The 12,374-nt window shown below is 36.6% G+C and carries 17 protein-coding genes; 11 read left to right on the top strand and 6 right to left on the bottom strand.

The window, feature by feature from the left end:
• The 8 genes from MLD65_RS15980 to MLD65_RS15945 form a co-directional block, all read left to right on the top strand.
• Positions 1 to 192 (top strand): hypothetical protein (locus tag MLD65_RS15980; RefSeq protein ID WP_243292852.1); only part of this gene is annotated, 192 nt, incomplete at its 5' end.
• Positions 189 to 1,271: a competence protein CoiA gene (locus MLD65_RS15975; RefSeq protein ID WP_243292825.1), complete on the top strand. Its 1,083-nt coding sequence runs from the start codon at positions 189 to 191 to the stop codon at positions 1,269 to 1,271. The genes MLD65_RS15980 and MLD65_RS15975, both read left to right, overlap by 4 nt.
• Positions 1,272 to 1,290: 19 nt before the next feature.
• Positions 1,291 to 1,572: an AbrB/MazE/SpoVT family DNA-binding domain-containing protein gene (locus tag MLD65_RS15970; protein WP_243292824.1), complete on the top strand. Its 282-nt coding sequence runs from the start codon at positions 1,291 to 1,293 to the stop codon at positions 1,570 to 1,572.
• Positions 1,573 to 1,783: 211 nt separating this feature from the next.
• Complete coding sequence (locus MLD65_RS15965) at positions 1,784 to 2,356, top strand: site-specific integrase (protein ID WP_243292851.1); 573 nt, start codon at positions 1,784 to 1,786, stop codon at positions 2,354 to 2,356.
• A gap of 61 nt (positions 2,357 to 2,417) precedes the next feature.
• Positions 2,418 to 2,717: a hypothetical protein gene (locus MLD65_RS15960; protein WP_243292850.1), complete on the top strand. Its 300-nt coding sequence runs from the start codon at positions 2,418 to 2,420 to the stop codon at positions 2,715 to 2,717.
• A gap of 41 nt (positions 2,718 to 2,758) precedes the next feature.
• Complete coding sequence (locus tag MLD65_RS15955; RefSeq protein ID WP_243292849.1) at positions 2,759 to 3,178, top strand: hypothetical protein; 420 nt, start codon at positions 2,759 to 2,761, stop codon at positions 3,176 to 3,178.
• Positions 3,175 to 3,660, top strand: coding sequence for a metal-dependent hydrolase (locus MLD65_RS15950; protein WP_243292848.1), 486 nt, complete (start codon positions 3,175 to 3,177; stop codon positions 3,658 to 3,660). Before MLD65_RS15955 ends, MLD65_RS15950 begins: the two co-directional genes overlap by 4 nt.
• A 41-nt stretch (positions 3,661 to 3,701) precedes the next feature.
• Positions 3,702 to 4,121 (top strand): hypothetical protein, encoded by a 420-nt coding sequence (locus tag MLD65_RS15945; RefSeq protein ID WP_243292847.1) that lies wholly within the window; start codon positions 3,702 to 3,704, stop codon positions 4,119 to 4,121.
• Positions 4,122 to 4,690: 569 nt separating this feature from the next.
• Here MLD65_RS15945 and MLD65_RS15940 read toward each other — a convergent pair.
• Both MLD65_RS15940 and MLD65_RS18190 read right to left on the bottom strand, forming a co-directional pair.
• Positions 4,691 to 4,960 carry a hypothetical protein gene (locus MLD65_RS15940; RefSeq protein ID WP_243292846.1) on the bottom strand — a complete coding sequence of 90 codons (270 nt, stop codon included), beginning with the start codon at positions 4,958 to 4,960 and terminating at the stop codon, positions 4,691 to 4,693.
• Between the two features lie 193 nt (positions 4,961 to 5,153).
• A complete protein-coding gene (locus MLD65_RS18190; protein ID WP_279326110.1) occupies positions 5,154 to 5,285 on the bottom strand; it encodes a hypothetical protein in 132 nt (43 codons plus the stop codon).
• 153 nt (positions 5,286 to 5,438) lie between these two features.
• Here MLD65_RS18190 and MLD65_RS15935 point away from each other — a divergent pair, with 153 nt between their 5' ends.
• Positions 5,439 to 5,675, top strand: a complete 237-nt coding sequence (locus MLD65_RS15935; protein ID WP_481748543.1) for a helix-turn-helix transcriptional regulator — start codon at positions 5,439 to 5,441, stop codon at positions 5,673 to 5,675.
• Between the two features lie 291 nt (positions 5,676 to 5,966).
• Here MLD65_RS15935 and MLD65_RS15930 read toward each other — a convergent pair whose 3' ends face one another.
• Positions 5,967 to 6,578, bottom strand: a complete 612-nt coding sequence (locus MLD65_RS15930) for a hypothetical protein (protein WP_243292845.1) — start codon at positions 6,576 to 6,578, stop codon at positions 5,967 to 5,969.
• Between the two features lie 415 nt (positions 6,579 to 6,993).
• Here MLD65_RS15930 and MLD65_RS15925 point away from each other — a divergent pair, with 415 nt between their 5' ends.
• On the top strand, positions 6,994 to 7,278 hold the full coding sequence (locus tag MLD65_RS15925; RefSeq protein WP_243292844.1) for an RNA chaperone Hfq: 285 nt from the start codon (positions 6,994 to 6,996) through the stop codon (positions 7,276 to 7,278).
• A 20-nt stretch (positions 7,279 to 7,298) separates the two neighbouring features.
• On the opposite strand, the gene MLD65_RS15920 is transcribed toward MLD65_RS15925, so the two are convergent.
• From MLD65_RS15920 to MLD65_RS15910, 3 genes are all read right to left on the bottom strand, one after another.
• On the bottom strand, positions 7,299 to 7,874 hold the full coding sequence (locus tag MLD65_RS15920; protein WP_243292843.1) for a MerR family transcriptional regulator: 576 nt from the start codon (positions 7,872 to 7,874) through the stop codon (positions 7,299 to 7,301).
• Between the two features lie 99 nt (positions 7,875 to 7,973).
• On the bottom strand, positions 7,974 to 8,336 hold the full coding sequence (locus MLD65_RS15915; RefSeq protein ID WP_243292842.1) for a hypothetical protein: 363 nt from the start codon (positions 8,334 to 8,336) through the stop codon (positions 7,974 to 7,976).
• A gap of 2 nt (positions 8,337 to 8,338) precedes the next feature.
• Complete coding sequence (locus MLD65_RS15910; RefSeq protein WP_243292841.1) at positions 8,339 to 9,412, bottom strand: ParM/StbA family protein; 1,074 nt, start codon at positions 9,410 to 9,412, stop codon at positions 8,339 to 8,341.
• Positions 9,413 to 10,015: 603 nt separating this feature from the next.
• Between MLD65_RS15910 and MLD65_RS15905 the strand changes: the two genes are divergently transcribed.
• Positions 10,016 to 11,935: a primase C-terminal domain-containing protein gene (locus MLD65_RS15905; protein ID WP_243292840.1), complete on the top strand. Its 1,920-nt coding sequence runs from the start codon at positions 10,016 to 10,018 to the stop codon at positions 11,933 to 11,935.
• Positions 11,936 to 12,374 lie beyond the last annotated feature (439 nt).

Here is a 12,374-nt window from a genome sequence, read left to right as displayed (position 1 = left end):
CTTGTTGAAAAATATGAATTAAGTGGTGTGTCTAGAATTAATGACTTATGGGAATCGAAAAAACAACTTAAGGAAAGAGGGGGAAAATTCTGCAAAGTGCCGTTAATAAATTTGAAAAAATTGTCTATGCGTGGGAAGATTTATCTCAGTATGAAGGGAAGTTTTTTTGTCCGCATTGCAAAAGTGAATTGATATACAGAAATGGTAATATTAATTGTGCTCACTTTGCTCATAAGTCTTTACGTAATTGCCCATATTCAGGTCATCATGAAAGTGAAGAGCATATCAGGATGAAGAAAAACTTATTTAATTTTTTAAAAAAGAAGTATCCTAATCTAAAGATTGAATTAGAAAAATGTCTAGTACCAAACAGAAGGGCAGATCTAGTTATTTATGGTGAGAGCCAGACACTTGTTGTAGAGTTTCAAGCTTCATCAATTGATTTTGATGAGATAAAGGAACGAACTAAAGATTATAACAAGCTAGGTTATCCAGTTTTATGGATTTTTCATATCGGTAGGTTTGGATATAAATATTTTCCTAGTGAAGAAAAAGAGAAATCCATGCCATACGAATTAATTAAAATGGGTGAGATGGACTCCCTTTTTGCGATGGACGATAAGGGATTTATAAGAAGATGTTCTCTTGGAAAAAGGAAGAAGAATACAAAATCAGTCCATAAAAATAAGTTTTTTCCTGTAAAGATGGAATTCAGATTTAATAAGGTTTTTCAAAAGAATAATGACGAATCATTATTCTTATGTCAACTTGGGGGAGATTCGATATATAGTGAAAAGAACTTATATTATGGCTATTGGCTTTTAAAAGGTAAAACGGAAAGAAAAAATATTATTTTTAAGTTAAAAAACATTCTCCCCTCCAATGTTTTCTTTAAGGTTGAAAATGTCAAATATCATAAATCCTGTATTGAATTTCAGTTATTTATGAATTCTGAAAGCAGTTCAATAAAGACTGATGGGTTACTTATAACAAAAGAGAAGATGACCATTGAATCAGTGTTGGATCGACTTAAAAAGCCTACTAAGCCTAAACCTCCAGTAATTCCTTTACCAGTGAAAGATGAGGCCGAAACTGTGATGAAAGAAGTTGCTGTTAGTAGTGAATTGGTAAAGTCAAAAAGTAATATCAAAATAGAGCCAACAATATCTGAAGAAAAAAGGGTAATTGAGATACAGCAAGAAACGGAGAGTAGAAAGAGCAATTTGTTGACGGACTTTATAAGAAGAATTAAAAAAATTTTAAGATTTTAATTAAAGTGGAGGGAATAAAATGAAAAGTACAGGTGTTGTCCGTAAGGTTGATGAGCTAGGGCGTATTGTGATTCCAATAGAGCTTCGTCGTACACTTAGCATTCATGAAAAAGATCCATTAGAGATTTTTGTAGAAGAAGATAAAATTATTCTTCGTAAATATGAATCGGCAAAGGTATGTCAAATTACCGGGGAGGTTTCGGGCGATAATCTTTCTCTTGCTAACGGAAAGATTGTCCTTAGTCGAGAAGGGGCCAAAAAGCTGATTCAGGAACTAGAAGAATCTTTTTTAGTGAAATGATAGTTGTTTCTGTTTGAAGTCAATTTTACAAAAGTATTATTTTAGCAAATTCATATCAATCCGTTTCATAACCTGCTATTTGGTTAATGGAACGGTTTTTTTATTCTGTAAAAACCTATGGGAAAGGGTTGTTAATTTTACAAATTAAAAGTATAATAAAATTAAGTTTTACATATAATAATCTACATCGAGAGAGTTAGGAGGTATGAACATGTCGAAAGGAGGACGTAAACCTGGAGCAAAAGAGCCGATTCGTTCATTGGAAAAAATCGATGAAATGAAAGAATGGTTATTGCGTCATTCGTCTTACCGTAATTATTTTCTGTTCTATTTTGGGATTAATACTGGCTTGCGGATCAGTGACATCTTACGTCTTCGTGTCAAAGATGTCAGAGGAAAAGATTTAGCCAAAGTGAAGATGGAGAAAACCGGGAATACAGTTGAGGTCTATTTTAACCCAGTGCTGCAGCAAGAAATTGAAAAATACACCAGTCGCATGGCCGATTCTGATTGGCTATTTCCGAGTCGGGAAGGGAATAAGCCGATCACCAGGCAGATGGCCGATAAAGTCTTGAGGGATGTTGCTGTTGCTTGTGGGATTGATCGGGATCAATGGGGAACGCATAGTATGCGGAAAACGTTCGGGTACCACTATTACCAACGGACAAAAGATGTTTACTATTTGATGCGGTTGTTTGGCCATACCACGCAATCGCAAACACTACGGTATATCGGGGTTGAGTCCGATGAGATTCGAAAGACCATGGAAAACTTTACGCTTTAAAAAAGTTTTACTACACACGTCTTTCGGCAAACGTGTAGTAAAACTCAAAGGGGATGGTTTTTTGAGTACGAAAAAGAAAACGACACCCGGTTATTTAGCAAAGCAAAAAGTGAAAGGGAAAGTGTATTTAATGCTAAAGAAAACGTTTCGTCAAGGTGAAAAAGTAAGTAGCCAGTCGTTGTATAGCTTTGGCCCTATGCCGGGTGCATTAGAAAAGCTGTACTGGTTAAGGGAACATCCTGAAGAGTTTCCGGAAGAATTGAAGGAAAAAGGTTTTGTCCTGGCGGATTTATACGATTGGATCTGGACGATTGAAACAAGGCAAAAGAAGAATGGAAGACCTTTTGATGTATTTAGTTAAGATGGGCTTGTTTAAAGCTACGACGAAGGAGTGAATGGAACGTGAAAAAGATCTCTCGAACAGACGCTTATCAACGTATGAACGATATTGCTTTTAAGGTAATGGATCAAGAATTAGAAGCTGTTTTCCATTCTGATCAAAGAAAGGATCGAGAAATGACTCATGAATTCTTTTTAGATCATGATGGATCTATTGTTTTAGAAATGTATTGGGATGGTAGGCTTGTTCAAACGTTACGATTGCATGGAGGGGATAGCATGAATAAGGATTATTCAAGATTTGTTAGTAAAGAAAAGGCATATAGGGAAATGAAAGAGTTATTGGAACAAAGGTTAGGTCGGGAATTGACGGAATTAGAAGATAGGAAAATTCAATGGTTTGCTGATTGCGAATATGAAACGATTGGCGTTTTTGTTGATCTATTTATTGAACTATCAGAGAAAGAAGGGAACAAGGAGTGACAGGGAAAACTCATCTTATGGGTGGTGTTGCTGCATGCGTGGCCCTGGCCAATGTTACAAGCTATGACCCGGCCATTTTAACAGCAGCTGGAGCAGCAGGGAGCTTGCTCCCAGATATTTGTCACGGAGGAAGCAAGATCGGTCGGAAGTTTCCGATTCTTTCAAAAATGATTAATATTCTTTTTGGCCATCGAACGTTTACGCATAGCTTGCTATTTTTAGTGATTGTGGGGGTGCTGCTGTCGCTGTTTGTTCCGATTCGGGCTGTTCAAGTTGGCGTTTTGATTGGGATGATTAGTCATTTGATTCTGGACGTTGCAACAAAAAACGGGATCAAATTGCTATACCCTTCTAAGATGACGGTTCGGTTTCCGTTTACAACCAAAACGGGTGGAGTCGTGGAATACATTGTGCTGACAGGTCTAACTCTAATTGTCATCTATCTTGGTCAAGATGTAGTCGCTAATTACCTGTACGGGTGATCCGAGTAAGGATATTGAGAGAGCTTAATGGGGGGAAGAATATGACTGATTGGACTAAAAGTAAAATGATTAATCGTTTTCTAAATGACTTATTAGATTGTAAGGAAATGGTAAATAAAAAATACTTACCAAAAATGTATGATGGTAATGACAACATAAATAAAGAGATAATCCTTCAATATCAAGCGTTAGAAGGTCTGATTGGTAAGTATTATTCAACAATCGCTTTTCTCATGAAAAACGATGAAGAAAAAATTAAATGTCCAAATTGCGTAATGGGTTATGCAACGATAACTGCTAACGAGAACATTGCTTGTGATCACTGCGACTATACTTTCTATCCGAAATATGTATGGTGGGAAGATAAGGAACTAAATACACAAAGTGTAAGTAAATTGCTAAAAGCCAATAAGCGCTACCAAAAAATAGAACAAGATAGAAAAAATTTGATCCTAAAATAATTGCACAGTACGAGAAAACAGTAGATTCAAGATGTGCGACAAAAAACAGGCAATTATCATGCCTGTTTTAATCCAGGACTTTTCTTGCTGGTTCTAATACATTTTTTTAAAGCTTTCTTCGAGCTCTTTTTGTTTGACATATCGACTTCGAATGAAACTAATTCCGTTAAATGAGTGTTTGCATTTTACGCTATTAAATTTGAAAAAAATTCACTAATGAAGAACAGGGGATGTTGAAATTGTGGAAAGAAGAAAAGGAGTCTTGCACTTATTGTGCGAAAAGGTTTTCTGTGAAATTATTGAAGTTATTGCCGAATGACGATAGTCCGCATTTGGGAAGAAAGTATTGTCCGAATTGTTTTCCGGAAGTCTTGAGAAATTATCGGGAGTTACCTTGGAATACACCACGATTAAAAAGAGAGCTATAAAAGCTCTCTAATCAGAATATAAATGCTAAGAGGATGATACACCCTATACTCCATAACATAGGTTTATCCTCTTCTGATAGCCAACGATCTTTAATTAAGTATGAATTGTAACTATCTTTCATTTTAACCACCTTAAAATTTCTATCCGATACGGATAGTGATTCCTCCATTGTTGTGAACCTTCCGTACTGATCTCTGGAGCGTTCGTGTATCGAGCGCTTTTTCTTTGTGATGCTTTTCTTCGTCTTGACGTCTGATTTTTTCACCTTCGGGCTGCAGAGTCTTTCCTCTTTCCTGTATTTTTTCTTGGCCCTTGATCTCTTGTTTTTTACGCCCATCCTCTTTTGTTTCACTGATGTCGTTTGCATTGACGTCCTTACCTCCTATTGTTGTATTTGGATTTTGCTCCATCCACAATTCGTGCTGATCTTCCTCCCACAAAGGCTGGGGAAGAGGGACGTCTTTCTTTCTATATCGATCCAGGATTGATTCAAACGATGGTGAAAAGGCAGCTGCGAACAATGCGGCTCTAATGATTTGGTTTCGATCTAAAGTAGTTGCACGAAACAGCGAATCAATGTATGTCTTGTAAATGTCTGCATACCTAACAGTTGGCCGGTACATAGACTTTTGTTCCTTCCTTGCTTTTTAAAATATCCTGAAGCACCTTTTTTCCCTCTGACGTCAGATAGACGTCCTTCCTTCCGAGTAATACGATAGCCATTTCTTTTGTCATTGTGCATTCCTCCTTGTTTTGTGACGCCTTGTTGACGCCTTAATATATGCTATTGGGCACTGCTTGTACAATATTCAAATTTTCTTGAGGTTTTAAAAATTAAATTTTTGACCAAGATTAGAGTAAGAAAGATGGGAAAGGAATGAATTTAAAATGTTGGATTGGTTTGGGTTGGGGAAAAGACGTTCAAAACTTGGGGAATTTATTGATAAACACGATTTAACTCAACAAGAGGTAGCAGACAAGAGTGGAGTGAGTCGTGGGACAATTAGCCGTTTATGTCAATCGGATGGATTCCAACCAAAAATAAAAAATGCAGCTAAGATTGTTAGAGCCTTAAAAGAGCTTACGAAAAAAGACGTACGTTTTGATGATTTTTGGGATATGTAAGTACCTAAGTCAGTGTTAGAAAATATAGCATTTTCATAGAAAAAACGAATTTCTTAAGCACGTGGAAAACGTGGTGATTTGAGGCCGAAAAATGAATTAGAAAATTAATTATAGTTACGGTTCTAAAGTATCCTCGAAGCCTTGATCTTAGTGGATGTAAACTGTTAACTCCTGTTAACAGTCCAAGGTTAACACTCTAACTGTTAATTTTGGACTGTTAACTTTGGGCGATTTTGACAATAAAAAAAGAGGGTGATAATTTCTCCCTCATCATAGATAACTACTTTTCTCTTACTTATATTTAGGTTTTATATATTTATTGTGCCTTGTCTTTGTTACATAGTAATATGAATGCCATTTTCCTTGGCGATAGGTACTATGTTTATATTTTTTGAAGGTAAAATCTCCCCAAACACCTAATCTACTATATCTATTAGAATCAGCAGGTATTGTTGCAGATACATTTGTACTATAGCTAAAACTAAGGTCTATGGTAAAACCTTCATAGTTATAGGATCCTTTGGTCGAATAACTTTTCCCTTTTGATATTGTATATCTACTTGCCTTATACCAGTTTGGTGTTCCGGAATGGTATCCCACCCATAAATGATTTTTTCTAACAGATGAAATCAATTCATTTTTTACTGATAAATTAATTGTATTTTCATCTTTTAAGTTCATAAATTCTTTATGAAGTTCGTAATCTTCTTTACTACTAAATATTAAAATATCTCCATTTTCATCAACTAGTTCATATTCAGATATTAAATCAGTTGAGATTAAATCCCTGTCTGTTAAAAAATCTTTTGTAATTGGTTCATCGGAGAGCTTTTCAGCACTTACAGAAAAGCTAAAAACAAAGCAGAAGACTAAAAAAAACGCTAAAAAGACTTTTCTATTCATAATACCCTCCTCGATCACCTTTTTTCTGAATACTTTAAATAGTTATACATCAATATGGTGAAAAATGCTATCATTATTTAAAAAGGAGAATTCTTATGAAGTATTTAGAAGAAACGATCATTCTTATATCTGTTAGTTGGATGATATTCTATTTATATGGATCATACAAATTAAGTTCTGTAGTTTATAACCATTGGTTAATTTTAATGCCAATACTATTGGTTTTATTATCATTGTTTATTTGTTGGGATAAAAAGAAAAATAAAGATAAGTAATATAAATAAAAAGCGTACGAAGATACAAAAGGCATATCGGAATGTCGATGGTATATAGAGGGGATAATCGAGAGAAATAAGACTAATTAAAAGGATTATCTTTTTTTGATGAAGAAAGTTATAACATGGAGGTGGACAGTATGAGCTCTACTGCTGAAAAAAAAAAGGATGACGTAGTGAAAAGAAATCCTTCCCCACACCGTATTCAAAACGGACTTTTACAACGTAATGTAGGGCATTTGGTATCTTGCTTACTGAACAGTGGAAATAAAATATCAGGGAAACTATTAGATTATGATACGTACACGTTGTTGCTGGAAATTCCTGATACTGGTGAAGAAATCCTAATATTTAAACACCATATTGAGATCGTTAGAACGAAAAAAAATAAAGCTAAAGAGAACAGTAACAAAACCAAGAAGTAAATTGGATTTTCCGCTCGTCTTTATCCACCAAATAGACGAGTGAAAAATCCTTTTTTCTTTTGTGAGTTCTCTATTTCTTCCTTTGCTGCTGCTATAAGTTTTTGTGCTTCATCTTTTTCCCTTTTTTGCTCCTGTAAAAGCCTTATTCCTTCTAATAGTTTTTTATCTCTTTCTTTTAATGACTTATCTATATATTCTGCATGTTTCTGTAATTCCTCCCCTAGTGACTTAATGACTTCATTTTGTTGCTGAATCATTTGTTTTAGTGCTTCGATATCTTTGTTGTGCTTTTGATATTCCGATATATCCTTTGTGGCGGTATCCGATTCACTTTCTCTTAAAACGATTGATATAAGCTCATCAGCTGCGGATTCAAGGGTCATACCGGTTTCGTTTTTCCTTCTCATAAGCTTTCTTAAAAGTGTCATATCTGTATCTGTGTATCCTCGGTGACCTTTATTGTCTCTATGGAAGATATAACCTTTCCTTTCTAACAACTGGGCGTATTTCTTCAGTGTAGCTTCCGCAATGCCGAGTTGTTTTTGAACTTCAGCTGGTGTTAAAAGGAATGTAACATCTTTTTTTGTTTCCGACATGTCTAACACCCACCTTTCTATTTACGGTTATTGTTTCGGCATATCTTCGATACAATCCTTCACACACTCTAAATAAAAAAGACCTGATCGCTAACAGGTCTATAAATCGTCTAAATTAACATCATTATAGTCAAGAAGGGTGTCGTTATTTTTCTTCTCATCCTCGAAATTTTTGGAAGAAAAAGCTTGTCCTAGTGGAGTAAGTCTTTTTCTTCTAGGTTTATCCGGCTCTTGTTTCTTTTTTGCTTCTGAATTCTTAGCTTTCGGCACCGCTTTTTTTATAGATGCCTTTTTGGTGGATGAAGGAGCATCATAGTTTTTTACATACTCATGTAAAACATGTCGGATAAAGCTAGCCCTAGTAGTCGCGTGTTTATTCAAAAAATCGATAACGGCAGCGTCTTTTTCTTTGTCGAGAAAGATTTCTATTCGTTCTTTCTTGTTTTTGTTGTATTTTGGCATATCTACTCCTCCGAACTTGCAGCAACCTCAAGCATGACACCTTTTCCATATTTGAAGAAGCCTGTTACATTAGCTACTTCACTGTTTTCAACGAATACCGCACGATTATAACGCTGAAGTACTTTTTCTTTATCAATTAGATTTGCTCCGCCACCAGTGAATAGCATTGTATCAATGCTGTTTGTGCTCTTGATCGTTTTACTAATTTTATTAATTAAGTCTCTAGTATATTTTGAACGCGCTCTTTTTACATTGTTTGTAATATCGTGCGAAACATGTTTGTTTGGCTTATAGAAATATCCTTCCTCATCTGTTCCGTCTCTTAAAATTTGCTCAACATCATAAGAAGTTATTCCATGCGCCTTTTCTTTTGCGCTTTCAACAATCATGTCGTAAAGAGAGTAGATCCCCGTTGGAAACTGGGTTTTAGAGGATAAATTCATATTCTTCAACGTGTCTACAAGAATTGTTCCTCCTCCAATGTCTACCACTGTAATTTCTTCTTCTAAATAGGATTCCTTTTCTTCAACGATATATCCGTCTTTATCAAGTAGTTCATTGTATACTGTACCAATACTTTGAGGGATAACTTGAACTTCTGCCACACGTACAATGTAAGAAGTATCGTCGATAGTAATGGTGTGATCTCCATTTAAAACCTTTATAATGCTGCGTACAGAATTTTCATTAAAATCATCCGAAGGTACACCTGTGACGACAGAGACTTCCAGTATACTTTTAGTAGCTGTGTCTTTATAATCCTTAGCCAACTCTCCTAGAGCAAAATTGGCCAACAATTTAAATTCATCAGTATCGTATCTGTTTTCAAAAGAAATAGTGTCTATTAACTTATCGTTGTTGTGAACTTTATGTAGATCTATTCCCCATGCATATTCTTCTTCATCAAAAGGAACTTTGTATTTGCTGATATTCAGTTTGCTACCAAAAATGGAGGTCTGTGCATCTCCTAGATCATCGTAGTAAAGGAAGTGTGATGGTAAAACTTTCCCTTCAACCGTTTTATCTGAATAAAGTTTAGTTTGTTTATTCCCTAAATCTAATCCAAAAATAATCATTTTTTATCCTCCGTTTCACCTTAGTATTTTACCGGTATTTTACCGGTTCTAACCATATGGTAACCGGTAAAATACCGGTAAGTCAATAAAAAAATAGAAAAATACCGGTATTTTACCGGTGAAAATGTTGACCAAAATGAAAAATACCGGTAAAATACCGGTATAAAGGAAAAATTATAATGATTTCAAATCAATTAAGGTGAAGTAGACAAACATTTTCATTTTGTTGTATAGTTGTAGATAATTAGAAAAGATTACTAACTTAAAAAATAGATTGAAAATTACATATTCTAATGAATTAAAAGTAAAAGGAGCTAAAAAAGCGCCAACTTTTTTAGCTCCGATACCAAGCCCACGAGCCTGAGAAACTCCGCTTGGTTGTTCAAATATTGATATGTAATCATCATATCAATATTTACAGGGTGATGCAAGTAATTTTGACTTCAAAATACCTTCAAAATGAAGGTGGAATTGTCAAAATTCGACAACAATCCTTGAACTTCCAATTTTAAGAGTGTAAGGCCGTGGGTGAGCTGAAGAAGCTTACAAACGGTCTTTTTTGTTTGTTCAAAAAACTCTCTTAATTGGAGGTGTGATACCACGATGAACGCATTAAAAGCAATTTTTCAAGATCAATTAACTGAGGCACCCAAAAAACAGAAAGATAAACAACAGTCCGGTTATAACAGCCATTTAGGGTGGGTGTTTGTTTGCGATCGTTTTAATGAAAAACCAAAAGCTATTCGTACATACCGCTCTTTATATAGCATGGCATCTTATACAACATATTTCACACCTAACACGTTTTATCGCAATGACAGACGGGAAGCAAGCGCTTTACGTTGGATCAATGCTATGTCTGTTGATATTGACGTAAAGAACGGCCAAAATGACCACTTAACTTTACCAGAATTATTGGATCGGATTACGGAAGCTGGCTTAGAAACTCCTTCTTTGATCGTCAAAACTCCCTCAGGTGGTTTTCATGGTCATTGGCTATTTGAATCGCCAAAACGAGCTTTCGAGTCGGTTATCAAGCATTTTGAACGTATTCAGCGTTTGATCGCTTCAGCCATACAAGGGGATGTCCAAGCAGTAGGAGCTGAACGCTGGTTCCGAATGCCAACTGAACAAAATATTGTTTTTCAATCCGAAACTCGTATTTCTTTTGATAGTCTATGTGACTGGTATTCTATCCAAATGGAAGAGCGAGAAGAGGAAAGAAAGGCTGTTTGTGTCAATGCGTCTAGCGTTCTTTCTCATCCAGCTATTCAGAAACTTCTAAATGGTGTAGAAGAAGGGCAACGAGATAACACATGTTATACGCTCGCTTTAGCGTTTAAAGCTGCTGGATATGATAAGACGGCCACTGAACGCAAGCTACAGGAATGGAATGCAAAGAATGCGCCAGCGATGCGTCAAATTGACATTAAGCGGAAGGTGAGAAGTGCGTTTAAACCAGGTGCGCCCGTTGCGCCTAGTTCGTATTGGATTCGTACGCTTTCGGGGATGGCATTTACTTATCAAGTATGGGAAGAGGCCAAGCCTCGTCACGAGCGAAAATACAGCCATTTATCAGAATGGGAAGAGGATATTTTAGCTTATATCCGTCAACGAAAAGGCGGAAAAGTGACGTGCTCTCAACGTGAGTTATGCGAAGAAATTAGGTCTTCAGCCAATCGCAAACAGAAAATCTCGTACTCTACGTTAAAACGCGCTATCTCCAATCTGACAGAGGCCGGAAAACTTACTAAAGAGGTCATAGGAAAGGGGCGCGGGGCTGTTACGACCTTTACTATTCAAGACCAAGTAAAACCGTTCAAAACGCAATCTGAGGCGTCTGAAGAGTCGAACAAGAAACCGGTTAAGAGAAATGGGGCCAATTCAAATACACTTATAGATCTGGTGGTGGGCGGGGCTGCTATTGCTCCTGCTCCTATTGTTCCGAAATCTTCACCTGTATCTATCACGCCTACGTTTTCCTCTCCTGCGCCTATACCAGCTAACGTTCCGGATCGTTTCGCCAGCGCTCTCTGGAACCGCGGCTTTCGGGATGGCCGTTTTATCTTTGGCGCTTGGGGGAAAGTACAGCTGGCTTTCAAGGCTTTCTCAATCCCTTTCAAGGCTATTGCTGCGTCTTTTGACTATTTACAGCTTGCTGTAGATGCTGTGGGGATTACGGTTGGAGAAAAAGGGTCTAACTTGCATGGCAACTTCCAAGATCAAGATGGCTTCTACAAGTATCTATACGGAACAGTCAAAGGCTTGTTGGCTAATTATCGTCATGAGGAGCTCCAGTGTTTTGTGGAGGACATCGAGGGGCGCAGTCTGCCTGATTTACTTGACATACGATCTGATCTCGAAGATCAGTTACATGGGGATCAGTGTGCAGATCGAGAGATGGTTGAGGAGAAGCTCTTTGAGCTTGGATCAGAAATATCTGCTGCGAAGAGACGCTTGGTCAAATGGCAATCTAGATCATCGCTGTTTGACTCTCTTCAAAAGTACTTTGAGGATGAATAAATCTTCTGTGTTTGAACCTCATTTGGTGCCTGGGATTTGATTGATTAGACCAAATCCCAGGGCTTGAATGAGTGATTTGCACAGCCTTTCCCGTGCATGAAATAGTGTACATCATAGAGATATAAATAGACTATATTACTTGTATATAACTAGAGAACTATGACTAAAGAACGGTTTTTCCAAATACTCATTAAATACGAGTAATTTATCAGAAATAACATGCCATAGACTCTTGATAACACTGGAAATATAGTGTATGGTAAAAATAACCTTGTATAAGCAAGACCATTCGATTCGTAATATGATTATTCATTAATCATATTATCGCAATCGCAAAGGAAATCACTCCAACTACTACACGGGGGGTCGCAAGCTCGGCTCACCTCTCACATCAAGATTGGATTTGATTCCTTTTTCGGCATCTTGCTTGCTATCTCCT

Origin of the sequence: Bacillus sp. FJAT-47783 (assembly GCF_022808615.1) — a bacterium.
Lineage (GTDB): Bacteria > Bacillota > Bacilli > Bacillales > Aeribacillaceae > Bacillus_BZ.
The sequence above is the reverse complement of the archived record's forward strand: the minus strand, read 5'-3'. Positions and strand labels throughout refer to the sequence as shown.